Source organism: Massilia aquatica (genome assembly GCF_011682045.1).
Classification (GTDB): Bacteria; Pseudomonadota; Gammaproteobacteria; order Burkholderiales; family Burkholderiaceae_D; genus Telluria_A; species Telluria_A aquatica.
Map to the genome: position 1 here is coordinate 59,098 of NZ_VVIW01000022.1, position 26,788 is coordinate 85,885.

The 26,788-nt window shown below is 64.9% G+C and carries 23 protein-coding genes; 7 read left to right on the plus strand and 16 right to left on the minus strand.

The genetic code is table 11. The annotated features are described in order from the left end of the window. Nucleotides 1–46: 46 nt before the first annotated feature. The 4 genes from F1609_RS26575 to modA are packed head-to-tail and all read right to left on the minus strand — an operon-like array spanning nucleotide 47 to nucleotide 2,959. The gene (locus F1609_RS26575) at nucleotides 47–427 is read right to left on the minus strand and encodes a winged helix-turn-helix domain-containing protein (protein WP_167079678.1); all 381 of its coding nucleotides are present in this window, start codon (nucleotides 425–427) and stop codon (nucleotides 47–49) included. Nucleotides 428–431: 4 nt separating this feature from the next. Then, nucleotides 432–1,538 carry a molybdenum ABC transporter ATP-binding protein gene (gene modC, locus F1609_RS26580; RefSeq protein WP_441294934.1) on the minus strand — a complete coding sequence of 369 codons (1,107 nt, stop codon included), beginning with the start codon at nucleotides 1,536–1,538 and terminating at the stop codon, nucleotides 432–434. Next, nucleotides 1,535–2,209 carry a molybdate ABC transporter permease subunit gene (gene modB, locus F1609_RS26585; RefSeq protein WP_167079680.1) on the minus strand — a complete coding sequence of 225 codons (675 nt, stop codon included), beginning with the start codon at nucleotides 2,207–2,209 and terminating at the stop codon, nucleotides 1,535–1,537. Before modB ends, modC begins: the two co-directional genes overlap by 4 nt. Before the next feature lie 6 nt (nucleotides 2,210–2,215). Beyond that, complete coding sequence (gene modA / locus F1609_RS26590) at nucleotides 2,216–2,959, minus strand: molybdate ABC transporter substrate-binding protein (protein ID WP_167079682.1); 744 nt, start codon at nucleotides 2,957–2,959, stop codon at nucleotides 2,216–2,218. Nucleotides 2,960–3,231: 272 nt separating this feature from the next. Between modA and F1609_RS26595 the strand changes: the two genes are divergently transcribed. Then, on the plus strand, nucleotides 3,232–4,950 hold the full coding sequence (locus F1609_RS26595; protein WP_167079684.1) for a methyl-accepting chemotaxis protein: 1,719 nt from the start codon (nucleotides 3,232–3,234) through the stop codon (nucleotides 4,948–4,950). Nucleotides 4,951–4,980: 30 nt separating this feature from the next. Here F1609_RS26595 and F1609_RS26600 read toward each other — a convergent pair whose 3' ends face one another. The 5 genes from F1609_RS26600 to F1609_RS26620 form a co-directional block, all read right to left on the minus strand. Further along, complete coding sequence (locus F1609_RS26600; RefSeq protein ID WP_187363145.1) at nucleotides 4,981–5,397, minus strand: DUF1801 domain-containing protein; 417 nt, start codon at nucleotides 5,395–5,397, stop codon at nucleotides 4,981–4,983. Between the two features lie 41 nt (nucleotides 5,398–5,438). Continuing rightward, nucleotides 5,439–6,020, minus strand: coding sequence for a hemerythrin domain-containing protein (locus tag F1609_RS26605; protein WP_167079686.1), 582 nt, complete (start codon nucleotides 6,018–6,020; stop codon nucleotides 5,439–5,441). A gap of 98 nt (nucleotides 6,021–6,118) precedes the next feature. Further along, a complete protein-coding gene (locus F1609_RS26610) occupies nucleotides 6,119–7,504 on the minus strand; it encodes a GH1 family beta-glucosidase (protein ID WP_167079688.1) in 1,386 nt (461 codons plus the stop codon). Between the two features lie 152 nt (nucleotides 7,505–7,656). Further along, nucleotides 7,657–8,679 carry a LacI family DNA-binding transcriptional regulator gene (locus tag F1609_RS26615; RefSeq protein ID WP_167079690.1) on the minus strand — a complete coding sequence of 341 codons (1,023 nt, stop codon included), beginning with the start codon at nucleotides 8,677–8,679 and terminating at the stop codon, nucleotides 7,657–7,659. Between the two features lie 82 nt (nucleotides 8,680–8,761). Beyond that, nucleotides 8,762–9,994, minus strand: coding sequence for an ABC transporter substrate-binding protein (locus F1609_RS26620; protein WP_167079692.1), 1,233 nt, complete (start codon nucleotides 9,992–9,994; stop codon nucleotides 8,762–8,764). A 160-nt stretch (nucleotides 9,995–10,154) separates the two neighbouring features. Between F1609_RS26620 and F1609_RS26625 the strand changes: the two genes are divergently transcribed. Together F1609_RS26625 and F1609_RS26630 are read left to right on the plus strand one after the other, a co-directional pair. After that, nucleotides 10,155–10,847: a DUF6445 family protein gene (locus F1609_RS26625; protein WP_167079694.1), complete on the plus strand. Its 693-nt coding sequence runs from the start codon at nucleotides 10,155–10,157 to the stop codon at nucleotides 10,845–10,847. Nucleotides 10,848–11,019: 172 nt separating this feature from the next. Beyond that, complete coding sequence (locus F1609_RS26630; RefSeq protein WP_167079696.1) at nucleotides 11,020–11,565, plus strand: porin family protein; 546 nt, start codon at nucleotides 11,020–11,022, stop codon at nucleotides 11,563–11,565. A gap of 54 nt (nucleotides 11,566–11,619) precedes the next feature. Here F1609_RS26630 and F1609_RS26635 read toward each other — a convergent pair whose 3' ends face one another. The 3 genes from F1609_RS26635 to F1609_RS26645 all read right to left on the minus strand — a co-directional run bounded on the left by F1609_RS26635 (nucleotide 11,620) and on the right by F1609_RS26645 (nucleotide 16,312). Beyond that, nucleotides 11,620–13,140, minus strand: a complete 1,521-nt coding sequence (locus tag F1609_RS26635; RefSeq protein WP_167079697.1) for a tryptophan halogenase family protein — start codon at nucleotides 13,138–13,140, stop codon at nucleotides 11,620–11,622. A gap of 151 nt (nucleotides 13,141–13,291) precedes the next feature. Further along, nucleotides 13,292–15,943, minus strand: coding sequence for a TonB-dependent receptor (locus F1609_RS26640; RefSeq protein ID WP_167079699.1), 2,652 nt, complete (start codon nucleotides 15,941–15,943; stop codon nucleotides 13,292–13,294). Between the two features lie 168 nt (nucleotides 15,944–16,111). Then, the gene (locus F1609_RS26645) at nucleotides 16,112–16,312 is read right to left on the minus strand and encodes a hypothetical protein (RefSeq protein WP_167079701.1); all 201 of its coding nucleotides are present in this window, start codon (nucleotides 16,310–16,312) and stop codon (nucleotides 16,112–16,114) included. Nucleotides 16,313–16,348: 36 nt separating this feature from the next. Here F1609_RS26645 and F1609_RS26650 point away from each other — a divergent pair, with 36 nt between their 5' ends. Then, entirely contained in the window at nucleotides 16,349–16,873 is a 525-nt protein-coding gene (locus tag F1609_RS26650) for a DUF2314 domain-containing protein (protein ID WP_167079703.1), read from the plus strand. Between the two features lie 36 nt (nucleotides 16,874–16,909). On the opposite strand, the gene F1609_RS26655 is transcribed toward F1609_RS26650, so the two are convergent. The 4 genes from F1609_RS26655 to F1609_RS26670 form a co-directional block, all read right to left on the minus strand. Further along, nucleotides 16,910–18,244, minus strand: a complete 1,335-nt coding sequence (locus tag F1609_RS26655) for a cytochrome P460 family protein (protein ID WP_167079705.1) — start codon at nucleotides 18,242–18,244, stop codon at nucleotides 16,910–16,912. A gap of 220 nt (nucleotides 18,245–18,464) precedes the next feature. Then, nucleotides 18,465–19,241 carry an SDR family oxidoreductase gene (locus F1609_RS26660; RefSeq protein ID WP_370661682.1) on the minus strand — a complete coding sequence of 259 codons (777 nt, stop codon included), beginning with the start codon at nucleotides 19,239–19,241 and terminating at the stop codon, nucleotides 18,465–18,467. Next, the gene (locus F1609_RS26665) at nucleotides 19,235–19,711 is read right to left on the minus strand and encodes a hypothetical protein (RefSeq protein WP_167079707.1); all 477 of its coding nucleotides are present in this window, start codon (nucleotides 19,709–19,711) and stop codon (nucleotides 19,235–19,237) included. The genes F1609_RS26660 and F1609_RS26665 overlap by 7 nt, the downstream gene beginning before the upstream one ends. Nucleotides 19,712–19,843: 132 nt before the next feature. Next, a complete protein-coding gene (locus F1609_RS26670) occupies nucleotides 19,844–20,734 on the minus strand; it encodes a hypothetical protein (protein WP_167079709.1) in 891 nt (296 codons plus the stop codon). 201 nt (nucleotides 20,735–20,935) lie between these two features. On the opposite strand from F1609_RS26670, the gene F1609_RS26675 reads away from it, so the two are divergent. The 3 genes from F1609_RS26675 to tagF all read left to right on the plus strand — a co-directional run bounded on the left by F1609_RS26675 (nucleotide 20,936) and on the right by tagF (nucleotide 26,785). After that, the gene (locus F1609_RS26675; RefSeq protein WP_188130285.1) at nucleotides 20,936–21,775 is read left to right on the plus strand and encodes a M15 family metallopeptidase; all 840 of its coding nucleotides are present in this window, start codon (nucleotides 20,936–20,938) and stop codon (nucleotides 21,773–21,775) included. Nucleotides 21,776–21,935: 160 nt separating this feature from the next. Next, nucleotides 21,936–25,802: a type VI secretion system membrane subunit TssM gene (gene tssM / locus F1609_RS26680; RefSeq protein ID WP_167079779.1), complete on the plus strand. Its 3,867-nt coding sequence runs from the start codon at nucleotides 21,936–21,938 to the stop codon at nucleotides 25,800–25,802. Continuing rightward, nucleotides 25,799–26,785, plus strand: a complete 987-nt coding sequence (gene tagF / locus F1609_RS26685; protein ID WP_167079712.1) for a type VI secretion system-associated protein TagF — start codon at nucleotides 25,799–25,801, stop codon at nucleotides 26,783–26,785. Before tssM ends, tagF begins: the two co-directional genes overlap by 4 nt. Nucleotides 26,786–26,788 lie beyond the last annotated feature (3 nt).

Sequence of the window (26,788 nt, forward strand, 5' to 3'; positions counted from 1 at the left end):
TCAATTAAGAAACTTTCTTAATTGAGGTCTGACCCCGGTTAAGAAATTAATTGTCGCAGCGCAGGAGTTGGACCAGGGCGGCGGCGTGGTCGGCGGCAGCTTGGGCCGCGGCCGCCTGCATGGCGCGATAGCGCGTCAGCACCTCGCGGCCCATTTCGGTCACGCCGGCGCCGCCGCCCTGGCTGCCGCCAGCCGCGCTGCGCACCAGCGGCACGCCGAAGCTGTTGTTCATCACGTCCACCAGCAACCATGCGCGCCGGTACGACATGCCCATCGCGCGCGCCGCCGCACTGATCGATCCGGTGCGGCCGATCGCGTCAAGCAGGTCGGCCTTGCCGGGACCCATGGCGATCTCGTCGCCGTGCATCAGGCGCAGCTTGACGTCGATGCGCCCTGCCCGCTCCTGCTTGCCGTCCTTGTTCACCATGGCCCTACCCTCCCGACAGCAGCGCCGCCGCCTTGACCTGGGCCCACACCGGCATGCCCGCTTCCAGCCCCAGCTGGTCGCACGAACGCCGCGTGATGCGCGCCAGCAGCGCGGTGCCGCCGGCGTCAAGGCGCAGCATGACGTGTGCCGGGTCAATGCCCGGCGCAATCTGCACCACCGTCGCGCGCAGCTGGTTGAGAATCGAACTGCCGGCCTGCGCCACCAGCGCCACGCTGACGTCGCGCGCCAGCACGCGCAGCCGCAGGCGCGTGCCCGCCGCCAGCGGCGCGTGCGCAATGTACATGGTCCCGCCCGCCGCTTTTAGGCTCAGCAGGCCGTAGTCGCTGTCGACGCTCTCGACCACGCCTTCAACCAGCGCACCGGCCTCATCCAACATGCCGCGCGTGACTTCCGGCAGCACCAGGGTGTCGGCCGCCGGGCCGCTGGCAACGATGCGCCCGCCGTCAAGCAGGACGATATGGTCGGCCAGGCGCGCCACTTCCTGCGTCGAGTGGCTCACGTACAGCATGGGAATGGCCAGCTCGGCCTGCACCCGTTCCAGATAGGGCAGCACGTCATCCTTGCGCCGCGCGTCGAGCGAGGCCAGTGGTTCATCCATGAGCAGCAGGCGCGGCGCGCCCAGCATGGCGCGCGCGATTGCCACCCGCTGCCGCTCGCCGCCGGATAATCCCTCGGGCCGGCGCCCGAGCAGATGGCCGATGCCAAGCAGCGCCACGGCGTGCGCCATGACCCTGGCGCCATCGGCGGCGCGCGCCCGCTTGCGGGCAAAATCGAGGTTGCCCTGGACCGACAGGTGGGCAAACAGGCTCGCTTCCTGGAACACATAGCCGAGCGCGCGCTGGTGCGTAGGCAGGAACACGCCGGCGGCGTCATCCTGCCACACCTCGCCGTTGACTTCGAGATAGCCGCCGGCATGGCGTTCCAGCCCGGCAATCGCGCGCAGCAAGGTGGTCTTGCCGGAGCCGGAGTGGCCGAACAGCGCACTCACGCCACGCCCCGGCAAGTCGAGCCGGACCTGCATGGCGAAGCCGCTGCGCCGGATGTCGAAGCGCATGCGGATCGCTTCGCCCTGCCCTGCGGCGCTGCTCACAGCGTCCTGCGCGGTGGGTTGAAGCGGTACAGCAGCAGCAAGGCGACGAAGCTGATCACCAGCATGCCGCCGGACAGCCAGTGCGCCTGGGCATATTCGATCGCTTCCACATGCCCGTAAATCTGCACCGACACCACCCGCGTCTGATGTGGAATATTCCCGCCGATCATCATGACCACGCCGAATTCACCGACCGTATGGGCAAACCCGAGGGTCGCGGCGGTAATAAAGCCCGGCTTGGCCAGCGGCAACACCACCGAAAAAAAGGTGTCGAGCGGGCTGGCGCGCAGGGTGGCCGCCACTTCGAGCGGACGCGGGCCGATCGCCTCGAAGGCGTTTTGCAGCGGCTGGATCACGAAGGGCATCGAATACAGCAGCGAGCCGATCACCAGCCCGGTAAACGTAAACGGCAGCAGCCCCAGGCCGAGTCCTTGCGTGAGATGCCCGAGCGGGCCGTTCGAGCCCATCGCCACCAGCAGGTAAAAGCCAAGCACGGACGGCGGCAGCACCAGCGGCAGCGCGACGATGGCGCCGACCACGCTCTTGGCGCGCGAGCGGGTTTGCGACAGCCACCATGCCAGCGGCGTGCCCAACAGCAGCAGCAATACCGTGACGATGGCCGCCAGTTTCAGGGTCAGCCAGATCGCGCCCCAGTCGTCCGCGCTGAGCATGCGGCCCTACAGTCCGTAGCCGTAGGCGCGCATCACGGCACGCGCCGGCGCGCCGCGCAGGTAGCGCAGGAAAGCGATCGCGGCCGGCTGGTCCTTGCCCGCCGCCAGCAGCAGCGCATCTTGCTTGATCGGTGCGTACATTTCCTGCGGCACTACCCAGGCCGAGCCCGTTTCCGGCTTGCCGCCGCCCTTGATTTGCGACATGGCCACAAAGCCCAGCGGCGCCGCGCCCGAGACGACAAATTGATGGGCTTGGGCAATGCTGTCGCCCTGCACCAGGGTGGGCGCCAGGCGCTCGTGCAAGCCCAGCTTCTCCAGGGTCTGCATGGCGGCCGCGCCGTACGGGGCCAGCTTGGGGTTGGCGATGGCCAGGTGGGTGAACTTGCCGCCGCCGAGCACGTCGCCACGCTGGTCCACCAGGCCCGCCTGCGGACTCCACAAGACCAGCTTGCCGATGGCGTAGGTAAACCGCGAGCCCGGCGCAGCGTTGCCTTCGCGCTCCAGCCGCGCCGGGGTCTCGTCATCGGCCGCCAGCAGCACCTGGAACGGCGCGCCGTTCTTGATCTGGGCGTAGAACTTGCCGGTGGCGCCGATCGTGGTCAGCACCTTGTGCCCGCTTTCGCGCTCGAAAGCGGTCGCGATCTCTTTCATTGGTCCGGTGAAATTGGCGGCCACGGCCACGTGCACCTCGTCAGCGCTGGCAATCCCGGCCGCCATCAGGGCGAGCCACAAGCTGGCTAGTCGAAACATGTTGTTACTCCAATCATGGTCAAGGCGGAGGCGCCGCGCATGGCGCTATATCCGATTATATACGACGGCATTTTGTGATACGGAAAAGTCCGCCGCCGGTGATGTGCGGGTGCGTTCGCACAGTGGGGCCGGTGTGGTGAATATGCGACCAATGAACGAATTTCGTCACGTATCGACAGCGTCAAACGCATAATGATTGCAACGATGGCGCGCGGAAATGTCACAAGATGGCGCGGCGATAACGATGTTTCACTCTCCACAAGGAAACGCTGATGAGTCTGTCTAATATGAAAATCGGAACGCGCCTGTACCTGGGTTTCGCCGCCGTGGTGCTGCTGCTGGTCGTGCTGGTCAGCGTGGCGTACGCCAACTTCCAGAAACTCAGTGCAGCGAACGATATCAATGTGCACACCTACCAGGTGACGGCCGAAGTCAACGGCGCCCTGGCGCAGCTGATCAACATCGAAACCGGCCAGCGCGGTTTCCTGCTGACCGGCAATCCGGCCTCCCTCGAACCCTACAATGCCGGCAAGGCCGCTTTCCTCAAGCATGTGGCGAGGGCAACCTCGTTCACGTCCGATAATCCGGTCCAGCAGGAACGCCTGCAACGCCTGCAACGCGAACAGGAGGCATGGCTGGCGAGCGCGGTCGACCCCGCCATCGCGCTGCGCAAGGCGGCGGCGGATGGCGACATGGCGGGTGTGGTCGCGGCCGAAAAAGAAGGCAAGGGCAAGAAAGGCATGGATGCCATGCGCGGCCTCATCGCCGAGATTACCGGCGCCGAAGAAATGCTGCTGGTGCAGCGCGCCAGGGACGCCAAGGCGCTCGATGCGCAGACGGCCGGGATGCTGGTCGGCGGCGGCGTGCTGGCCGCCGTGCTCGCCGCCGTCATCGCCGTCTGGCTCGCCCGCAACATCACCGTGCCGCTGGGCCGTGCCGTGGCCTTCGCCCAGCAGGTGGCCGAGGGCGACCTGACCGCCCATGTCGACGCCAGTTCCACGGATGAAATCGGCGAATTGCTGGCGGCGCTCAAGACCATGAACACCGCGCTGGCGCGCATCGTCGGCGAGGTGCGCACCGGCACCGACACGATCGCCACGGCATCGGCGGAAATATCGTCCGGTAACTTCGACCTGTCGTCCCGCACCGAGCAGCAAGCCGGATCGCTGGAAGAAACCGCCTCCTCCATGGAAGAGCTGACCGCCACCGTCAAGCAGAACGCCGACAATGCGCGCCAGGCCAACCAGCTGGCCACCGAAGCGTCCGACGTGGCGGTGCGCGGCGGCGCCGCCGTGTCGCAAGTGGTGGAGACGATGGGCGCGATCAACGATTCGGCCAAGAAAATTGTCGACATCATCGGCGTGATCGACGGCATCGCTTTCCAGACCAATATCCTGGCGCTCAATGCCGCCGTGGAAGCGGCCCGCGCCGGCGAACAGGGGCGCGGCTTCGCGGTCGTGGCGTCGGAAGTACGCAATCTGGCCCAGCGCTCGGCCGGTGCGGCCAAGGAAATCAAGGCGCTGATCGACAATTCGGTCGAAAAAGTCGAGCTCGGCACGCGCCTGGTGGACCAAGCCGGCGTGACCATGGGCGAAGTGGTCGGCAGCGTGCGCCGCGTCAATGACATCATCAGCGAAATCGCCAATGCCAGCGACGAGCAGCGCGCCGGCATTGAGCAGGTCAACGCGGCCATTACCCAGATGGACGAGGCGACCCAGCAGAACGCGGCGCTGGTCGAACAGGCCGCCGCCGCATCGGCCTCGATGCAGGAGCAAGCCGCGCAACTGGCCGAGGTGGTCAGCGTGTTCAAGCTCGATGGCGCCGCCGCCCTGGTGCGGCCGGTTCTTGCGCGCAAGCCGGCGCCGGTGGTAGCGCCCGCGCCCGCGGCACGCGCCGCCGCGCCGCGCAAGGCGATCGCTGCCGCCAGGCCGGCGCCTGCCAAACAGAGCGCGGCCGCCAGCGGTGGCGACGATGGCTGGGAAGAGTTCTAACCCTGGCGCACTGCCTCCCCGCAGCGGCCGTCAGCTGCGGTGATACGTGAGCGCGCTGGCAATGCAGAACGCCAGCGCATCGACCGGCGGCGCGGCCGATTGCTCGAAGACCAGCGCGCGGCTGCCGTCGAACACGAAGTCGTGCGGAAAGATGCTGCGAAAGGTGTCGACCAGGGTGGTATTGCAATTGAAATAGATCGCGTACTGCGCCGGCGCCGATTTTTTCCAGGCGAGCCGAATCGTGCTGCCGCCCTTGCTCTCGGTGGTGAGGTAGGCGGGCTCGCCCCACTTGAGCGTTTCCTCGATCGCCCCGACACCCTCGGTCGACGCCGCCGTGGCGAAAATCAGTTCGCGCAGCGCCAGCAGCCGCGCGCGTACCGCAGCGGGATAGGTGGCGTAGGTGCGCTGCACGGCGGCGTTACGAAAGGGCGTGATCGGCGCAGTCATGCGTATCCTGTCGGAGTGCGGCGCCGGCGCGCCCTTCCCGCCTACGCCGCGATTTTTTTCGATACGAAGCGCGCCGCCATCAGCGCGCTGGCCAGCCCCACCACGATGGCCGCAGTGCTGCCCGAAAATCCCACCGCCGTGTTGGCAGCGATCTTGCCCACCTTGGGCTTGAGCAATTCCAGCCGGCGCCTGGTCATCTGCGCGCCCAGTTCATTGAGGCGATCCTTGTCCAGCATGCGCTCGGCCTCGGGCAGCAGCACCGTTTCTTCATCGGCCACGTGGTGCATGACGTCGCGCATCAGCTCGTGCAACAGCTGGTCGTGGCGGCGCTCAGTCGGCGCGGTGGCGCGCAGCTCGCCGATCAGGCGCCGCATCTCATCATGTTCGGGCTCGCTTTTGCGGATCACCGGCTCGTCGCCGTTCAGGCGCCTCAGGACCGGGTAAAACACTTCTTCTTCCAGTGTCGCATGGATCTCGAGCGCGTCGCAAATCGTTTCGGCCAGCGCTTTCTTGACGCTCGCGCGCGCGGCCGTGGTGTACTGGTGGAACGTCACCAGCACGTGCGAGTGATCGAAGCGGATCATGTCGGTTACCGACGGGCTTAATTTATTCAAAGAAAACATAGTTTTTCCTCCTGACAGGTGATGCCTTCATGATAAATACACCCGCCGGATTTTCGCGTAGGACCTTACCTCTTTGCGGTGTCGGCTTAGTCCATCGCCTAGCGTTCATTGCGTCCGTGCAGGAACTCACGGTACCAGCGCCCGCTGCTTTTCACGGTGCGCTGCTGGGTCTCGAAGTCGACGTGGACGATGCCGAAGCGGCGCAGATAGCCTTCCGACCATTCGAAATTGTCCAGCAGGCTCCAGGCGAAGTAGCCTTTCACATCCACGCCCTGCTCCTGCGCGGCGCGCACGGCGGCCAGGTGGCGCGCCAGGTAGTGGCGGCGCGCCTCGTCGTCGACGCTGCCGTCGGCCTGCACCGCGTCGTCGTAGGAAGAACCGTTTTCGGTCACATACACGGGGCCGGGCTGGTACTCGCGCGCGATGCGCAGCAGCAGTTCGGTCAGGCCGTCGGGCGCGACTTCCCAGCCGAAATCGGTGCGCTCGCGGTCCTGCGGCAAGGCCACCTCGGTGCGCAGGAAGCCGGCCGGCGCGCCCCTGCCTGGAACATCGCGCACCACCTCCGGAAAGTAGTAATTGAGGCCGACGAAATCGGTCGGCGCGGCGATGGCGTCCATGTCGCCTTCCAGCACCGCTGGCGCGGCCGCGCCCAGCAGCGCCAGCGTCTCTTGCGGATAACCGCGCCCATACAGCGGATCGAGGAACCAGCGGTTGCGAAAGCCGTCGTGGCGCGCCACGGCCTGGCGGTCCGCCTCGCTGTCGGACGCTGGACGGATCGGGTGCAGGCTCAGGGCGATGCCGACCTGCGCCTGCGGCACATTGGCGCGGATCACCGGCGTGGCCAGGCCGTGCGACAGCAGCACGTGGTGGCATACCTGGAGCGCGGTGGCGGCGTCGCGCAGGCCCGGCGCGTGCATGCCGTCGAGGTTACCGTGCATGGCGGTGCACCATGGCTCGTTGTGGGTGATCCAGTGGCGCACCCGGTCGCCCAGGCGGCGCGTGACCACGTCGGCATAGTCGACAAAGGCGTCGACGGTGGCGCGGTTGGCCCAGCCGCCCTGGTCCTGCAAGGCTTGCGGCAGGTCCCAGTGGTACAGCGTGGCCCACGGCTGCAGGCCGCGTTCGAGCATGCCGTCGACCAGGCGCGAATAGAAGTCGAGCCCCGCTTCGTTGGGCGGCTGGCCCGGGCCGCTGAAAATACGCGGCCAGGCGATCGAGAAGCGGTAAGCGTTCAGGCCGAGCGACTGGCCGATGTCGAAGTCCTCGGGCCAGCGGTGGTAATGGTCGCAGGCGACCTGGCCGTTGGCGCCGTCGCGGATCTTGCCGGGTATGGCGCTGAAGGTGTCCCAGATCGACGCCACGCGCCCGTCGGTGCTGCCCGCGCCCTCGATCTGGAAGGCCGATGTCGAACAGCCCCACAGGAAGTCGTCGCCGAAACTGGCGCGTGCAAGGGGCTGGTGCGGGGCGTTTTTCTGGATGGTCATAGAAGGATCGGTCAGTTTAAAGTTGCTCGATGAGAAATTGGAATCGCTTCCACTTTAACACAAAAAAAAGCCCCGGCAAGGGCGATGGGAGAATATTTGTTGCGCTTGAGTTAAGGTTTCCGGCAGCGTCGGAGCGTCGCTGCCGGCATCAGCTACGCTGCCGGGATGTCCCTGGCGCGCCCCAGCGACGCCCGCAGCGCAATCGTCACCGGATAATCATGCGTGACCGGCCGCTCCATGCCATAGCAGCGATTGAGCAGGCAATTCAAGCCGCTCAGGGTCATCTCGGTCCACGGCATATGCACGGTCGTCAGGCGCGGCGCCGTGTATTCGGCGCTGTTGGTATCGTCGTAGCCCAGCACCGACACCTGCTCCGGCACCGCGATGCCGGCCTGCTGGAAGTACGACAGCGCGCCCACCGCCATGTCGTCGTTGGCGCAAAAGACAGCGGTAAACGGATAGCCCGATTCGGCCAGCTCGCGGGCCGCCTCCCACCCGCCCCTGGGCGCGAAGTCGCTTTCGGCCACCCACAGGCCGTCGGTGTCGATGCCGGCTTTGGCCAGCTCGCCCAAAAAGCCGTCGATGCGCTCGACGTTATCGGGCGCGCCGCGCGGGCCGGCGATGACGGCGATGTCGCGATGCCCTTCGCGCAGCAGGGCCTGCGCCGCCAGCCGCCCGCCCAGCAGATGGTCGATGGTGAAGCTCTGGCTGGCGATCGACGGCACGCTGTGATTGAGCAGCACCAGGCGCGACTTGCGCGGCCCGAGCGCGGCGATATCTTCATCGCGCAGCACGTTACTCATCACCAGCACGCCGTCGCAGCCGCGCTCCTTGAGGAAATCGATGCCCTGCACCGCCTGCGTGCGCTCGTCGTCGCTGCCGATGCCGAAACCGACCACCATGTTCAGCCCCGCCGCGCGCAGCTCGGCGTAAATGAGCTTGAGGATCGGCGTGTAAAAGGTGCCGCTCAGGTAGGGTATGTACACCCCGATCATCTGCGAGCTGCCCAGCATCAGCGTGCGCGCCGCGTACGAAGGATGGAATTCGAGTTCCTCGATCGCCTTGCGGACCCGCGCCAGCGTCTTGGGCGAGACCGCCCCCTTGCCGCTGACGACACGCGAGGCGGTTCCGAGGCCGACCCCGGCCCGCAATGCTACGTCTTTGAGAGTTGCCACGCGCGCTTGTTCCGTTCAAAAATAGGGACTAAAAAAAGGCAGCATACTGCATCCGGGTGCCCTCTCACAAGCGCGCAGCGCCTCACTGCTCGCTGCGCAGCGCCGCCGCGATCTGCTTTTGCGCCTTCTCGACCGGCATTCTGGTGTTCCAGAAGGCGGTCAGCACGTCCTGCATGGCGCCGTTCTGGTCGGGCGTCAGGTACACCTCGCCGATGCCGACATGGCGCGTGCGGTCCTTCATGATGGCCATGCCGGCGCGCGCGCACGGGTCCATGCTTGATGAGTCGACGTCGCCGCGGATCGGGATCGAGCCTTTGAGCTTGCTGAAGGCGACCTGGGTGCCGGGCGCCACCACCACGCTGGCCAGCAGCTTCTGGTACTTGACCTGCTGCGCATTCGACGTCTTGGGGAACACGAAAGCGTCGCCCTGGATCAGGTAGGGCGAGCGCGGGCCGAAGCCGGCGATGCAGCCGTAATCCTTGCCGGCGCTCTGGCGCGCGGCGGAAAATTCGCCCTTGGCCCAGTCGCCCATCACCTGCACCCCGGCCTTGCCGGCGATGACCAGGGCGGTGGCGTCGTTCCAGTTGCGCCCCGGCGCGCCGGCGTCCACATACGATTGCAGGCGCTTGAAGTTAAGCAGAACGCGGCGGAAGGCCTCGGAATTGATGGCCGCCGGATCGCGCTCGCGCAGCACCTTCAGGTACAGGTCGGTGCCGCCCATGTGCGCCAGCATCGACAGGAACAGGATGTTTTCCTGCCACGGCTGGCCACCGTGGGCCAGGGGAATGATGCCGGCGGCCTTGAGCTTGTCGAGCGCGGCGAACAGTTCATCGACGCTGGCCGGCTCCCTGGCGATGCCGGCCTTCTGGAAGGCGGCCTTGGAATACCAGATCCAGGCCTGCATGTGGATATTGACCGGCACCGCGTAGTAATGGCCCTTGACGCGGATCACGTTCAGGACCGGCTCGGGCAGGAACTTGTCCCAGCCTTCCCTGAGGGCGACGTCGTCGACGTTATTGAGCATGCCCTGCTCGACCAGGTCGGTGAACTGCTTGGTGGTGTTGAACTGGGCCGCCATCGGGGCGTTGCCGCCGACGATGCGGTTGACCGCCACCGCGCGCGCCTGGTCGGCGCCGGCAATGGCGGTGTCGGTCCAGACCCCGCCGGCGGCGCGGTAGGCGTCGGCGATGGTGCGCACCGCGGCAGCTTCGCTGCTCGAGGTCCACCAGTGGATCACTTCCGGTTTGGGGTCGGCGCCGAAGGCGGCGCCGCTGCTTGCCAGCGCCAGCGCGGCGGCCAGAATGCGTTGTTTCAACGTGGGTCTCCTGGTTGAGCAGGTCTGCGCCCGCTTCGCAATTGGAAGGCTTTCCAATTTAGTCGGCTGACTATATCATTCAAAGAATTTCAATGTCAACGCGCAAACACCCCGCAGCGCCGTGACATCGTTTTCACCACCCTGTCCGCATGGAGCGCCCTTGTTCAATCCCCGTCCCACCGTCCGTTACGTCGCCATTCCCGGCCAGGCGCCCTGCGCGGTGGTGGACGACTTTTTGCTCGACCCGCATGCGCTGGTGGCCAGGGCGGTGGCTGACCAGGCGCGCTTCGCCGTCGATCCGGCCAATTATTATCCCGGCCCGGAACTGGACCTGGGGCGCGATACGGCGCTGCGCCTCGATGAATTCTTCATCCAGCACATCCGCCGCGCACTGGGCGCGCAGCGCACCATCAGCGTGGCGGCGCGCCTGGCGTTGGCCACCCTGGCACCGCGTGAGCTGCATCCCTTGCAGCGCCTGTGCCACCGCGACTGCGCCGAACTGGCCCCCGGCACCGGCGCGGCGGCGGCCGTGGTGTACCTGTTCGACGATGCGCGCCTGGGCGGCACCAGCTTTTACCGCCCCATGCAGGGGCTGGAGGCCACGGGCCGCGTGCTGCGCGAGGCCCATGCCGGGATCGCCCCGGATGCGCACGCGCCCGGCTACCTGGCGGCCTCGAACGCTCATTTCGAGCAGTTGTGCACCATCCCCGCGCACTTTAACCGCGCCATTTTCTACGATGGCGCGATTTTCCACGCCGCCCAGATCGACCATCCCGCCCTGCTCGACGCCGACCCGGCGCGCGGGCGCCTGACCATGAACGGGTTTTTCCGCTTCCGCAAACGCAGCGCCTGAGTGCTTGCGCCGACCACAGCAGTGTTGTTTTACAGCAAATTCCCGGCAAATAAATTGCAAATAAGAAACTTTCACGTGATTTGCCAAGATTGTCCGATATATAATCCGGACAGTTTTCGCCAAATAACGACATTTGGTGACATATTTTTACAAACCATCTACAGGATTTCACGTGAAAAACACTCTCGCTCTCGCTTTGCTGGCCGTCGCTTCCCTCCCGCTGGCAGCCCATGCCGAAGGCTCCTACATCGGCGGCGGCGTCGGCCGCGCCGAGCACAAAGTTGCGGTTAACAGCATTGGCTCGTACAAGGACAGCGACGTTGCCATCAAAATCTTCACCGGCTACAACTTCGACAAGAATTTCGGTATCGAAGCCGGCTATTCCGACCTGGGCGAAATTGAAGCGGGCAATACCGGCATCAGCGTCAAGGGCCGCTCGTTCTACGCCGCTGGCACCGCCACCTTGGCGCTGAACGAGAAATTGTCCCTGACAGGCAAGCTGGGTGTGGCCAAGAACCGCGCGCGCATGAACCTGCCAGGTGGCGACCTCAAGGACACCAAGACCGATACCCTGCTGAGCGTCAGCGCCGCTTACGAAGTCACCAAGAACCTGGCTGCCTACGTCGAAATCGAAAACTACGGCAACATGGCCCAGCCGAAGGGCGGCGGTTCGCTCAAGGTCAAGGTCATTTCGACCGGCCTGCGTTTCTCGTTCTAAGCTGTTCTGGCATGCAAAAAAAACCGGCTGCGCGCCGGTTTTTTTACGTCCGCGTCACGCCGCGCGCCGCAGCGGCGCCGCCTGGCAGTTGGCCTTGATGAATTGCTCGTGGCTGTCCATGGCGTTCACGCATTTGCGGATCACCGCCTGCGTACCGTGCAGGAAGTCGGCGATCTCGTCGGGCGCGCGCTGGTCCACCACCGGATTGTAGCCGCGCGCGCGCAAGCCCTGCCCGTGCATCACCTGCAACCAGCTATCCTCGGGAAACAACTCCTCGTTCTCGCGCAGGATGCGCCCGTGGCTGGCGTACAGCGCCAGCTTGCGCTGCAGGTTGAGCGGCACCTCCATGTCGCGGCAATAGCGCCAGAAGGCCGAATCGTCGCGCGTGCCGACCTTGTAGTGCAGGATCAGGAAGTCGCGGATCTGCTCGTATTCCTTGTCGCACAGGCGGTTGAAGGTGTCGATGTCGACCTGGTCGAAGCCGCAGTCCGGGAAAAAGCTGATCAGGCGCATCAGCGCCGTCTTGACCATGTGGATGCTGGTCGACTCCAGCGGCTCCATGAAGCCGCCCGACAGGCCGATCGCCACGCAGTTCTTGTTCCAGGCGCGCTTGCGCTTGCCGGTGGTGAATTTAAGCAGGCGCGGTTCGGCCAGCGGCTGGCCGTCGAGATTGTTCATCAGGATGGCCTGGGCTTCGTCGGCGCTCATGAATTTGCTTGAGAACACATGGCCATTGCCGGTGCGGTGCTGCAAGGGAATGCGCCATTGCCAGCCGGCCGTGTGCGCGGTCGAGCGCGTCAGCGGCGCCAGCGGGCCGTGCGATTCGCAGGGAACGGCAATGGCGCGGTCGCATGGCAGCCAGTGACTCCAGTCGTCGAAGCCGGTGTGCAAGGCCTGCTCGATCAGCAGGCCCACCATGCCGGAGCAATCGAGAAAAAAGTCGCCGTCGATGCGCTCGCCGTTTTCCATCAGCAGCGCGCAAATCGATCCATCCGGGTGCAGCACGGTCTCGACGATGCGCCCTTCGGTGCGGCGCACCCCGCGCGCTTCGCTGTAGCTGCGCAGGTAGCGCGCGTACAGGCCGGCGTCGAAATGAAAAGCGTACGACAGGTCGGCCAGCGGCGAATTGGGCAGGTCCGGGCGTCCGCGGCTGAATTTGCCCAGGCGCGCGGCCATGCTGTTGATCGAGTACGGCTCCAGGCTCGCGGCCTGGCCGGCCTGGTGCATCTTGAGCCAGTAGTGGAAGAAATTGGCGGTCGGCTGGTCGCGTCCGACCGAACCGAAGCCGTGGATGTAGTTGCTGCCCTGCCGGCCCCAGTCGACGAATTCGATACCGAGCTTGAAGGTGCCCTGGGTGGCGCGGATGAAATCGTTCTCGTCGATGCCCAGGTGCAGGTTGAAATTGCGGATGCTGGGGATGGTGGCCTCCCCTACCCCGATGGTGGAAATCTGGTCCGACTCGATCAGCCGGTATTCATGGCCCACGGGCAGCAGCTGCGCCAGTGCGGCGGCGCTCATCCAGCCGGCGGTGCCGCCGCCGACGATCACGATCTGTTTGATGCGGTGCTCTGTCATCTGGTTCTCCGGTCGATATGCAATTGACATATACAGCAGGCAAAAAAACCGGTGTGGCCCGGGGACAGGCCACACCGGTCCACCGCGCGCCTTGCGGCACGCGGGGCTCGCCAAACGGTTGTGCCGGTTTGTTTGCCGGGTACGTTGTTACTTAATAGTTGATCCCGGCGCGCAAGCCGAACATGCGCGGTTCGATGTAGCCGGCGATCATCTGCGCGCCCAGGCCGCTACCGCCGGACGTCTTGACGCGCTTGTCGGACACGTTGCGCACATACAGTTCCGCGTGCCAGTTGCCGTTCGGCGCGTCAACCCGGAACGAGGCGTCGCCGACCGCGTTGGCCTTCTGGAAGCGCCCGATATGCGCGAATTCGTCGTTGCGCACGTCGAAATACACCTTGTCGCGCCAGTTGACCTTGAAGTACGGGGTCAGCTTGTAGCCGCTGTCGAGCACAAAGGCTTGCGAGGCGTGCAGCATGAAGGTGTACTTGGGCGCGTTCGGCAGGCGGTTGTTGGTCACGTCGTACAGGCGCTTGCCGTTGTCGGTGCCGGCACCGGTGAACGGGGCCGGGCAGCGTTCCTGGTTGAACTCGATGCGCTCGTCGCACAGGTAGTCGTCGTTGTAGGCGCCGTAGTCGCGGATCGAGGTATTCAGGTTGGAGAACGCGCCGCCCACCTTGGCGCCCTTCCACGGCTTGTAGTCCCACTCGACTTCGACGCCCGAGATGCGCGTGTTGCCGACGTTGATGGTGCGCCAGGTTTCGTACACATCGCACTTGGGCTGGTCGCTGGCGCACGGCTTGCCGTCGTCCGGCATGACCTTCGAGACAAAATAGGTGTTGGTCAGCTGCTGGTCCTTGTAGCGCATCATGAAGGCCACGGCCGACACGCTCAGGCGGTTTTCCAGGAACTTGCCCTTGTAGCCCAGCTCCAGGTTGGTCACCAGTTCAGGCTTGTAAGGAAGGAAGGTTTCGACGCCCTTCTTGCCGTCGGCGCACAGTTTGTTGTTGCAGCTGTCCACCTTGTCGCCGAAGCCGCCCGCCTTGTAGCCGGTCGACAGGGCCGTATAGGCCATCTGGTTCTCGCTCACCTGCTTTTGCAGGCCGACCCGCCAAGTGACTTTTTTCCATTCTTCCTTGTGGTCGTTGGCGGTGGGGCGCGGATAGCCGGAATACGCGTCGACACTGCCGCCCATGCCCGGTTTCAGGTCATTTGCCTGCGGGAAGCGGTAGCCGGGCGTGTTCGGCGTGCCGCCGTTGTACTGGCCGCGGTAGAAGGCGGTATTGCCGGCCCAGCCGCCCAGGTTCAGGCCGTTCTTGTCTTCCTTGCTGTCGACGCTGTAGCGTGCGCCCGCCGTGGCGGTCCAGCTCGGGACGAATTTCCAGTCGGCTTGCGCGAACACGGCCTTGGCGTCGACCTGGCGGTCCGGCTGGGAGTAGAAGGCGCCGGAGGCGATGCCGTGCGGCTTGCGGAAGAAGTCGACGACTTCGTAGTTGATCTGGTTTTTCTCGTGCATCCAGAACAGGCCGGCCACGTATTGCAGGGTGTCGAACTGCTGCTTGAGCTGGAGTTCCTGCACCGAGGACTTGTATTTCGAGTCCCAGGTGGCCTGGTAGCGGTCGTCCAGCGGCCAGGTGCTCCAGTTGGCCGCGTCCGGACGGTTCGGGTAGTCGGCCGTCACCTGGAACGGCAGCGCCGAGGTCAGGCCCTTGTCGGCGTCATACAGCTGCGAGCGCTGCTGGTTGGCCAGCATGAAGCTGTAGTCGACGCTGGTGTTCTTGTTGACGTTCCAGTTGATCCCGGCGCGCAGCGATTTGATCGTCATGTCGGTCTTGCCGGGCACGTTGACCAGCAGGTCCCACTGGCCGCCGCTGCAGGCGTAGCGCGTGCCGGCGCCCTGCTCGCAGTCGCGGAAGCTGGTGTTGCCAGCGCCATTGTCCTGGAACAGCTCGTAGGCGGCGTTCAGGGTCAGGTCGGGTGTGATCTTGAACTTTGCCGCCAGGCGCGCCGCGTACTCGTCCTGGTTGGTATAGAAATCCCTGGCGCTGACCGGGTGGTTGTAGCGCTGGTCGATGTCCGGAATGCCGTCCGGAATCCAGCCCTTGGCCGGTACGTTCGCTTCGCGCGTGTCCGACATCTGCTTGGCCCAGCCGTTGCGGGTCACCTTGGAGAACGCGGCGCGCAGCGCCAGCTGGTCGTTGATGGTGATGTTCTGGATCAGGTTGACCTGTTTCTTGCGGTAATTGCCGATGTCGATCTCGGCCTTGCCGTAGTTGCCGGTGAAGTCAGGCTTGGCCGAGATGACGTTGACGCTGCCGCCGGTGGAATTGCGTCCGAACAAGGTCCCTTGCGGACCACGCAAGACTTCCACCTGCTCGACGTCGAACATGAGCGCCTGCGCGCCTTGCGGGCGCGGCGAATACAGGCCGTCGACGTGAAAGCCGACGGCCGGATCGCCGATTTCGGTGGTGTTCGAGGAGGTGATGCCGCGGATCGTGATCTGCACGGCGGAGTCGCCGGTGGCCTGGAAGGTAACGTTGGGAATTTCACTGGCCAGGTCCTTGGCGCTGGTGATGCCCATGCGGTTCAGGTTGTCCTGGCTGTAGGCAGTGACCGCCAGCGGGGTTTTCAGCAGCGAGGTCGAGTAGCGGGTCGCGGTCACCTTCACCTCGGGAATGACTTCCTTGTCGCTTTCGGTACTGGGTGCCGGTGCGGGTGCCTGGGCATGGGCGGACATGCCGATCAGCCCGCAGGCGCTGGCAACGGCCAGGCTGACCAGGGTCCTTCTTGTCTTCGGATACAACATTGCGTCTCCTTGATTTTTTTGATTATCGTTTTTAGTACGCGGCCATGGCCGGCGCCGCGTCTTGACTCCACTACTGCCTGCTGCCCGGACCCGGATGACACAGCCACGATCGGCTCTCGCGGCATTTCCGACGGATTGGAAACGCTCCCAATCAATGAGCAAAATATATCACTCAATGTTTTTCAATGTCAACGAGACTTTGTCAGGAGTTAAAAATGCAACAACAGCGGCCGCGATGGCGCGTTGCAGCAAGCTCGCATGCGGCAGCGCGACCAATGAAAAGCATTCCGGGTGGCAATAGAGCACGCGTCGCGCGTGCTTTTTGCGCGCGCCGTGAACTGGCTGCGGAACGATTTGGAACGGCGCCACTCCAATCACTGTATAGCCATTGCCAACAGGTGCCCCATGCAGTCCATCGATACCGAACTTGCGATCATTGTCGCGCTCGCCCTCCTCCTGTGCCTGTGCCTGTACACGCGCTGGCGCTACCCGGTACCGGATTTTCCGCCCATGGCCACCCATGCGGACGACCCGCTCATGCAGGCCGCCAAGGAACAGGCCAAGGCCGGGTTGGACCGGTTCCGGGCGCTGCTCGGCAAGCCGTACGACAACGCGCTGGTCAAGCTGCGCTTCGTCAGCAGTTCGGCGCGGGTGGAATATTTATGGGCGGAAGTGCTGGAAGTACTCGGTCCTGACGAACTCGGCATCCGCCTGGTCACGCCGCCGGTAACCCACCGGGGGCGGCTCGAACGCATCTACCGCTGCCGCTACGATGAGCTGGTCGACTGGCAAGTGCGCGACCGCGCTGGCGGCCTGCACGGCGGCTACACCGAACGCGCGATGTTCGCCGTGGCGCGCCGCGACGGCGTGCAGCTGCCCGACAGCCTGCTCCAGCGTGAGCAGGCTTACGTGGACAGCGATACCGGCTAGCGATGTGGTCTAGCGATATGGGCGCGGACCCATCGCTCAGCGGCCGAATGGATATTCCAGGTTCTTGCCAATGACGATCGGCAGTGGAATATCCCTGCCCGAATCGAAGGCCCTGTTCATCAGCTTCACGTCTTCCGCCGAGATGACGAGCGGCGACGGATCCTTGTTCGCCGCGCTGCGCACCGGCGTCCTCGAACGGTTCAGGTTCTGGATGCCCATGGCGATTTGCAGCGAATAGTCGGTCGGAATGGCGCCGGCATCGAAGGCGCGGCTGCCGGGATAATTGGCGAACCAGCGCGGCGCATCGGCTTGCGAGGGCGGAATCAGCGGCGATCGCGAGGGCGTCTGGGCTGTCGCATGGCAAGAAATGCAGGACGACCTCGGGTTGTCAACCGGTCCATTGAGGCGGCCTTCCGCCCCAAGATGCTGGGGCGTCCCGTTGGCACTGTTGATCCATTGCTGTTTTTTGGCCAGATCGTTGCCCCACATCACCCCGACCAGTTCCATCCGCTCCCACGGCGTGGCCCCCGCACGCATGCCGTTGTACGACAGCGTGGCGAACACCCATCCCGTGTCCGCCGCCCGCGCATCCTTGACTGCAAGATCGATTTGTATCAGCCGTACCGTCTGCGGTTGCCGGACCAGCGCCCCGTTGGGGCAGGTGACGCCATTGAAAACATGAATGTTCGCGCGCCACTCGAACGTGTTCTTGAGATAAGGCACTTCGGAATCGGGCGCCGTCGTGAACAGGAGCTTCGCGATGACGGTGCCGTTCGGAAATTGCGATAAGCCCGGATTCGGCTTGCTTGCTTGCTGCCATATCTTTCCGACCTGGTACCCTCCCGGCGGATTGTAAAAACCGACCGCCCAGTTCTGGAAACAGCGGGTCTGGGCCGGACCGAGTTCGCCCTTCCCGGCGGTGGCCGGCCGCGGCGTCGTGCGTTCCCTGGTCAAACCGTGGATGAACTCGCGACCGGTATCGCCGTAATGCATCCACGGCGCGTGATACCACGTCCGAACCTTGTTGGCGCGCACGTCCCAGTCGACTTCCGTATTGCCCTCAAGGACGTAGTTGTAAATCGTCCGGCCAAAGCGCTCCGGTTCCACGGTGGGATCGATGTCGCGCCAAGGCAAGGCATCGTCCGCCAGCGTGGTGGGATAATCCTGGCTGAGTTTGAAAACGGGACCGTTCCAGCCGGCGGGCACCTTATCATTGGACGACGGAAAACCCTGCGCCGCAATATGTCCATGAAACAAACCGGCAAACAGCACCATCCCGACTGCGAGCGCGCGCCAACGCCGCGCTGCCGGATCCGACCGACATTGACTGGTCGCCCTGCGGGTCATCGTGGCAAGGGTATGAGCATGCATATCCATTCTCCTGGTGAAATACAGTTTGCAAAGGACGCCATGCCGGGCAATCACCCGGCTTTGTCCGATTCACTATATCGCCACCGTCAAGCGAAAATGTTGATGCACTCTGCGCGCGCGTCCCGCTCCCGCAGGCGTTCCATGGGCGGATTGACGCACAAGGTCTGTTGATTCCTGTTGAGCACCTGCCACGTGTTTATCCGGCGCAGGCCGGCCGGCGCTATTGCTGGCGCGCAGCAGTACGCAGATCGTCGACCGGCACGCTGCCGAAGTGCTGGTCCAGCACGTAGTCGATGATGCCGGCGGCGCATTGCTCGGGCGAGGTCAAAGCGCCATCCTGCTGCAAGGCGCTGAACCGCGCACGCTGCGGAAACAGGCTCTCGGGCGTGGCGCGGATCTGCGCCTGCATGGCGGTGTCGATCACACCCGGCGCCAGGCTGCAGATACGCACGCCGGCCTCGCCAGTGCGCGGCGCGTCGGGATAGTCCAGCGCCACCGAGCGCGCATGATGATCGAGCGCGGCCTTGGTGGCCCCGTACACGCTCCAGCCCGTGTAAGCATTGCGCGCGGCGCCGCTCGACACATGCACGATGCGCCGCTCGGCGTGGGGGGCCGCGGCGACCACGGCGGCGGCCAGCATCAGCGGCGCCGCCACGTTCAGCGCGACCGCCCGCGCCACCGCCAGCACATCCTGCTGGTGCAGCGCGCCGACCGGTTCGACCGTGCCGGCATTATTGATCAGCAGCACCAGAGTGCGCGCTTCCACATGCTCGCGCAAGGCGGACGTGGCCAGCCAGGCGCCCAGCGCCTCACTGTCGGACAGGTTGAGCTGGACTTCGCTCAGCAGCGGCCCGAAGCGTTCCGCCAGCGCGGGCGCCGTGCCGCGCGCCAGGCCCAGCACAGCGATGTTGCGTTCCATTAGCCCGGCGGCGAGTGCCGCGCCCAGGCCCTGCGTGTGGCCGCTGACAACGGCGACGATGGCGGTCGGGCTCACGATGATTCCGCTTGCGCGGCCTTGCGGCGGCGGTAGTCGGCGTCGATGCTTTCGCCGCGCTTGCTCAGCACCGGCACCCGGCGCGAAAAATTGAATTCAACCGTGGAATCGGGATAGATATGAATCGACAGATAGCGCGCATCGGACGGAATCTCACCCATGCTGGGCGTGTTGGACGAGCGCACCACCGGCCCCGCTTCCTGCCCTTCGCTGCCGCCCACGCGCCAGGTCACTGTCTGCGCGCCATCGTTCAGGCGAACGCCGACCTTGTTGCGGCGCCCGCTGTACGGATAAGGCCCGGGGCTGCCCATGCGCACGCCGTTGATGGACACATCGAGCAAGGTGCGGTCGGAATAGTTGAAGATGTAGACATCGAGCACCTTGTCGCTCTGGGCCATCGTCGCGGATGTTCCCAGCAGCCACAGTGCAGCACCGGCCAGCAGCGTGCGGCGGGAAACGATCTTGTTCAGCATGTCATGCTCCTGCAGATGAATGAGGCCTTATTGTGAAGCAAAATCCGCGCGGCGACGAGGGCTGTCGCGCCCGGCCCGGCGGCGCCCCGCCTTGGCGCGCCTCCCTGGTGCGCCAAGGCGGGGCATGGTCGCTCAGTCCGCCTCGGGCTTGGCCGCGCGCAGCGAGCGGCATTGCGGATCGTCCTTGGCGCTGCCGGCGCACAGCCTGACCCGGCATTGCTCGGCCTGGGCGGCGTTGAGCTGCTTGCACTGCTTCAGGGAAGTGGGGGCGGCGCCGGTATTGCTGGCCTTGGCGGCCCCGCCTTCCTTGGAATGGGCCTTCAGCGCGGCCAGCAGGCTGGCATCGTCGGCCGGCGCTGCCTTGGCCGGGACCGCCTTGGCGAGGGGCACGGATTTTTTGACGCCTTCTTTGGCGAGGGCGGCCTTTTGCTCGCGTGGCGCCGGCTTGGCATCGCCCTTCAACAAAAACGGCGCGCTACCCGATGCGCTATGCGGCGCGCTATGCGACGCGCTATCCGCGGCAGTTTCCGGCGGACTGCTGGCGAGCAGCTGGTCGAGTTCCTCCGCCGCTGTGCGGGGGGCGTCGAGCATGTCCTTGAGCGACTTCCCCTTGGCGGCGGCGGGCGGCGCCGCACCGTGCTCGAGGATGGCGGCGGCCGACACATCCGATCCGGACTCGGCCGGCGTGGCGAAAGCGGCCGGCTTGAGCGCCGCCGCGTCGGGGGTGGCCGCATCATGGTTGGCCGCCTCGGTCCGGGCCGCCGCGACGGTCAGCTCGGCCGGCTTGCCGGCGTCGAGCACCATCCAGCCGGCGCCGCCGGCGCACAGCGCCAGCACCACGGCGCCACCGGCCAGCCAGCCTTTCTTGCTGCGCCTGTCCTGGTCGGCCTTGAGGGCGGCGCTGTCCGCCGCTTGTGCCGCCTGGCGCGCTTGCGCACTCGCGCGCGCCGCTGCTTCTTGTTGCTCGGTAGAAAGTAAACTGGGCCGACTATAGGCTGGCGGCTGATCTTCACGATGTTGCAAAGGGTGCTCCTTGTTGATCTCTACATAACTTTACGCTATTCAAAAAAAACGTGAAGCTTTTTTACCATGTCAACAGTGCGTTTCTTCACACAAAAGAGTGTTAAATCCTATGTCGGATTGCCATTACAGTAAGATATACTTCCAAGCAATCCTTTGTGTCAGTATCGCACTTTTTGTTTTAAATGTCCCGATGAGGTCCCCGTGCTGTTCCTTGCAGTAGCCTTGTATTTCCTGCTGGCGTGCCTGATCAGTTTCCTGGTGCTGTTTCCGGCCGGGCGCGCGTTCGCGCTGCGCATGCTGGCGCGTGCCGGCGCGCGCCTGCGCGGCTGGTTCGGCAAGGCGGAGCACGTCAGGGGACAGAGTGTTGCAGCAATACGACAGACAAGCAGTGCATCTGCTCACGAAGCAGGCAATTTTCTGCGCCGTCATTATCTGCTGGTCATCGGCGGGCTGGTGCTGGTCTCGGTGCCGCCGCTCATCGCGCTGTTTTCCGGCGGCTCGTCGCTGGGTGGCTATGTGGAGTCGACGCGCGAGGTCGATACCCAGGTGGCCGGCCTGCTGGAAGGCGAAAACCTGGTGCCGCCGCCGCCCCTGCCGCCGATGCTGTTTGCCACCGTGGAAGTCGAACAGGAGCGCCCGATGATCGTCTCGGCCAGCCGCGACTGGGCACTGATGAATCCGCAGTACACCCAACGCCTGCTCCAAGCGTTTAAAATAATGAAAGAACGGCATGGTTATGACATGGCGATCCTGGAAGGCTATCGCAGTCCGGAACGCCAGAACAAGCTGGCCGCGATGGGCTCGTCCGTCACCAACGCCGCCGCCTTCCAGAGCTGGCACCAGTACGGCCTGGCGGCCGACTGCGCGTTCGTGCGTAACGGTAAAATTGTAATTTCGGAAAAAGATCCCTGGGCCATGCGCGGCTATGAGCTGTACGGCGAAGTCGCCGAATCGCTCGGGCTGACCTGGGGCGGACGCTGGAAAATGATGGATTTCGGTCATACCGAACTGCGCTTGCCGGGTGTCATGAAGCGCCGTTGACCGGCGCCTGACATCGGGCGTGTTTCCGGAATGTCCCTGTAGTATGTCTGACAAGTATGTCTGACAATGTCTGAGCAATGAATTTCTCTCCGTCGCTGTGCCTGATCCGGCCCGCGACGGTCCTGATGTACATGTTTTCTAAACTGAGTTTCTGATAATGATGCAATCAATCTGGCAGTTCCTGACGAGCCGTCGCACCCTGATCGTGGTGGGGTGGGTGGCATTTGCCGCCATCTTGCTGATCGGGGCGGCAGTGCTGGACCTCCCCATCGAGTACGCCCTGGCCGTGCTCGGCGTGGCGCTGTTCTTCGCTTTGCTGGTCTGGCTGTGGCGCCGCCACCGGCGCCAGCGCGCCGCCGGCAACCTGGGCGACATGCTCGAACAGCAGGTGACCCAGTCGCCGGTGCGCGCCGATCCGGCCCAGCGCCAGGAACACGAAACCATCAAGAAACGCATGCTCGATGCGATCGCCACCATCAAGGGCTCCAAGCTGGGCCAGTTGTCGGGTGACGCGGCCCTGTACGAATTGCCTTGGTACATGATCATCGGCAATCCGGCGGCCGGCAAGAGTACCGCGATCGCCAGTTCCGGCCTGCAATTCCCGTTTGCCGACAGCCAGATCGTGCAGGGCGTGGGCGGCACCAGGAACTGCGACTGGTTCTTCACCACCGACGGCATCCTGCTCGACACCGCCGGGCGCTACTCGGTGGTCGACGAAGACCGCACCGAGTGGTTCGGCTTCCTGTCGCTGCTGAAAAAATACCGTAAAAAAGCCCCAATCAACGGCATCATCATCGCCGTCAGCGTGGCCGAACTGACCGGCAACCGTCCCGAATTCGCCATCAACCTGGCGAAAAACCTGCGCATGCGCGTGCAGGAACTGACCGAGCGCCTCGAAGTGCACGCGCCGGTCTACGTTGTATTTACCAAGGCCGACCTGATCGCCGGCTTTAACGAATTCTTCCAGGATACCGAACGCGCCGAACGCGACCGCGTCTGGGGCGCCACCCTGCCCTACAGCCACACCACCGGCAGCGAAAAAGCGCTGTCCCAGTTCGACGCCCGCTTCGACGAGCTGTACGACGGCCTGAAAGACTTGAGCGCGGCCAATATGGCGCTCCAGTGGCGCGAGCGCATGCCGCCGGGCGTGTTCACCTTCCCGCTCGAGTTTTCCACCATCAAGCAGCCGCTGCGCACCTTCATCGCCACCCTGTTCGAGGAAAACCCGTTCCAGTTCAAGCCGGTGTTCCGCGGCTTTTACTTCACCAGCGCGCTGCAGGAAGGCGAATCGATTTCGGCCTCGTCCCAGCACGTGGCGCAGTTGTTCGACATTAAACTGCAACCGCAGCACCACGCCGAAACCCAGACCCAGAGCGGCTTCTTCCTGCTCAATCTGTTCCGCAACGTGATTTTCGCCGACCGCGACCTGGTCGCCCAGTACGCCAGTCCGAACAAGACGCGCATGCGCTACGCCGCCTTCTTCCTGGCCACCGCCGTGGTCGGCCTGACCCTGGGCGGCTGGAGCTGGTCGTACATGAGCAACCGCCAGCTGGTGCAGAACGTCCAGGCCGATCTGGACCAGGTGGTCAAGCTCCAGGCCAACAAGATCGACCTGCAATCGCGCTTCGAAGCGCTGCAGATCTTGCAGGACCGCATTGAACAGCTGGAACGCTATCGCGAAGACCGTCCGCTGTCGCTCAGCCTCGGCCTGTACCAGGGCGAAATGCTTGACCGCAAGCTGCGTGAAGAATACTTCAACGGCGTGCGCGAAATCATGCTCAAGCCGGTCGCCGGCTCGCTCGAAACCTTCCTCGCCGAAGTCAACAGCAACTCCGGCCAGTTGCAGGGCAATGTGCGTCCGGTCGCGCCGGATGCACCGGGCGGCGGCGTGCGCGCTGCCGTCGCCGGCGCACTCGGCACCGCTGCGCCTGCGGCCACGGCCACGGCCAGCACGGCGCCGGCCAGCACCCAGTTCCAGGATGCCTCGCCCACCAGCACCGAAGACGGTTACAACGCGCTCAAGACGTATTTGATGCTGGCCGACAAATCGCGCTTCGAAGGCGGCCACCTGAACGACCAGCTGACCCGCTTCTGGCGCGGCTGGCTCGACGCCAACCGCGGCGCCATGCCGCGCGAACAAATGATCCGCAGCGCCGAGCGCACCATCTCGTTCTACCTGGCGCAGATGCAGGATGTGTCGTGGCCGCAGATCGAAAACAAGCTGGCCCTGGTCGACCAGACCCGCGACACCCTGCGCCTGGTGGTGCGTGGCATGCCGGCGCGCGAACGCGTGTACGCCGACGTCAAGGCGCGCGCCGCCACCCGCTTCCCGTCGGCCACCGTGGGCCGCATCGTCGGCGATCAGGACAAGGATCTGGTGCTGGGCAGCTATTCGGTGCCGGGCAGCTTCACGCGCGAAGCTTGGGAAGGCTACGTGAAGGCCGCGTTCAAGGATGCCGCCAACAAGGAACTGCAAAGCGCCGACTGGGTGCTGCGCACCGCCTCGACCAACGACCTGACCCTCGAAGGCAGCCCGGAGCAGATCCAGAAGGCCCTCATCGAGATGTACAAGACCGACTACGCCAAGGAATGGCAGAAGTTCGTGCAGGGCGTGACCATCCGCGACCTGAACGGCTTCGAAGCGGCGGTCACCGCCATGAACCGCCTGGGCGACCCGCAGACTTCGCCGATCCACAAGCTGATCAGTACCGTGGCCGAACAGACCTCGTGGGATAACCCGACCCTGGCCGACGCCGGCATGGCCAGCGCCAAGCGCGACTTCATGACCTGGCTCAAGGAAGTGGTACTGCGCCGCAAACCGTCGCAGATCCAGGTCAACGTGCCGCAAAACCAGAACGCGGTCAATCCCGCCAACCTGCCGCTCGGCCCGATCGGACGCGAGTTCTCGGGCGTGGCGCGGCTGGTGGTGACCCGCGAAAAAGACGCTTCGCTGATGCGCGGCTACATGGAACACTTGTCGAAACTGCGCAGCCGCTTCAACACCATCAAGAACCAGGGCGACCCGGGTCCGGGCGCCAAGCAGCTGATGCAGCAGACCCTCGAAGGCAGCGGCTCGGAACTGGCCGATGCGCTCAAGTATGTCGACGAACAGATGCTCACCGGCATGACCGACATCCAGAAGCAGGCCATCCGCCCGATCCTGGTGCGTCCGCTGATGCAGACCTTCGCCGTGATCGTGCGTCCGACCGAAGCCGAAATCGACAAGGTCTGGGCGGCCCAGGTCTTGCAGCCCTTCCGCCAGAACCTGGTCGGCAAGTATCCGTTCTCGTCCGACTCGCGTTCGGAAGCGACCAACGAAGAAATCGGCCTGGTGTTCGGCCCGTCCGGCGTCATCGCCAAGTTCTTCGACACCACCATCGGCCCGCTCGTGGTGCGCCGCGGCGACGTGGTCGCGGCCCGCACCTGGGCCAATATGGGAGTCGGCCTGTCGCCTTCGGCGGTGAGCAGCTTCCCGGGCTGGATCGCCCCGCTGTCGGCCGGCGGCGTGGCCAACGCGACCGCCACCGCCAGCGCCGCCACCGAAGCGCAGACCCAGTTCGAACTGCAAGCGCTGGGCTCGGTCGGCGCGACCGAATTCACCATCGAAATCGATGGCCAGTCGCTGCGCTGGAAAGGCCAGCAGCAGCCGTACGTGCGCATGGTCTGGCCGAACCCGCAGGGCACGCCGGGCTCGCGCATTACCGCCATCACGCCGCAGGGCCAGACGGTGGTGCTGCTCAATGAACCGGGCCGCAACGGCCTGCAAAAGATGGTCGAATCGGCCCAGCGCAAGCGCAAGGATGACGGTGCGTTCGAGCTGAGCTGGGAAAGCAACGGCGTCAAGGTCACCTCCAACCTGAAGATCATCCCGGCCGGCTCCGCACCACGGCCGGCCCCGGCAGCGGCGCCGGCAACCGGCCGCGGCTTCAAGGGCCTGCGCCTGCCGGATACGATCATCAGTTCGACCGTGCCGGCGGCCGCGCCGGCAGCCGCTCCAGCGGCGCCCGCCGGCGGAGCACGCCCATGACGCGCACCGCCACCCCGGTCCCGGTCGGCTACTTCGGCAAGATTCCCAGCCGTGGCGACTTCGTCAAGGGCAGCGACAGCCCGGCCCTGATCCAGGTGCTGGACGACTGGCTGGCCCAGGCCATGGACCTGATGAGCGCCGACGCGCGCTGGAAACTCTCCTACGACGCGGTGGCGCCGCTGCACTTCGCCTTCGTCGGCCCGCGCCGCAGGAATGCCATCGCCGGCCATATCGTGGCCAGCAGCGACCAGTCGAACCGGCGCTTCCCGTTCCTGATGATGAGCACGATGGAGGTGCCCGACCCGGTCACCTTTGTGCCCGATGCGCCGCTGGTGTTGAGCCGCCTGTGGAACCGGCTCGAGACGCTCAGCGCCGGCGTGATCGGCGCGGCCGATGCCGCAGCGCCCCTGCAGGCCGCCGCCACCCAGATGATCGAGGTCGACCTGCGCGTGGCCGCCTATGACGCCGCGTTCGAGGACTTCCTCGACATGCAGACGGTCGGCGCGCTCGACGCCCTGCTGCACCAGGCCGGCTACGAGTGTCCGGCGCGCCAGGTGCTGCTGGCGATCGGCATGCTGATGCAGCCGGTCATGGCCAGCAGTTCGAGCCGGCTCGAAAAAAGCCTGGTGCTGCCGCTGCCGCTCGACCCGATCCACCGCAACCTGGTGGCGGCCTTCTGGATGCACCTGATTACCCCGTTCCTGGCGCGCGCCGACTTCGAGCTGGCCCTGTTCGTGACCCGCATCAACAACAAGCCGGCGCTGGTGATCGGCTTTTCCGGCGCCTCGCCGCAGACCTTGCAGGCGATCATGGACCCGAGCGCCGGCCTGGAACGCCACATCACCTTCGACCAGCTCGAATGGGTCGAGGAACAGACCGACGCCGACTACGCCGTCAAGAAACTGTCCACCTATCTGGCGCAAGCCAATTTGTCACTCAAATCCGCGCTGGAATCGTTGCGCGCGGCGTTTATCGGATCTTAGAAC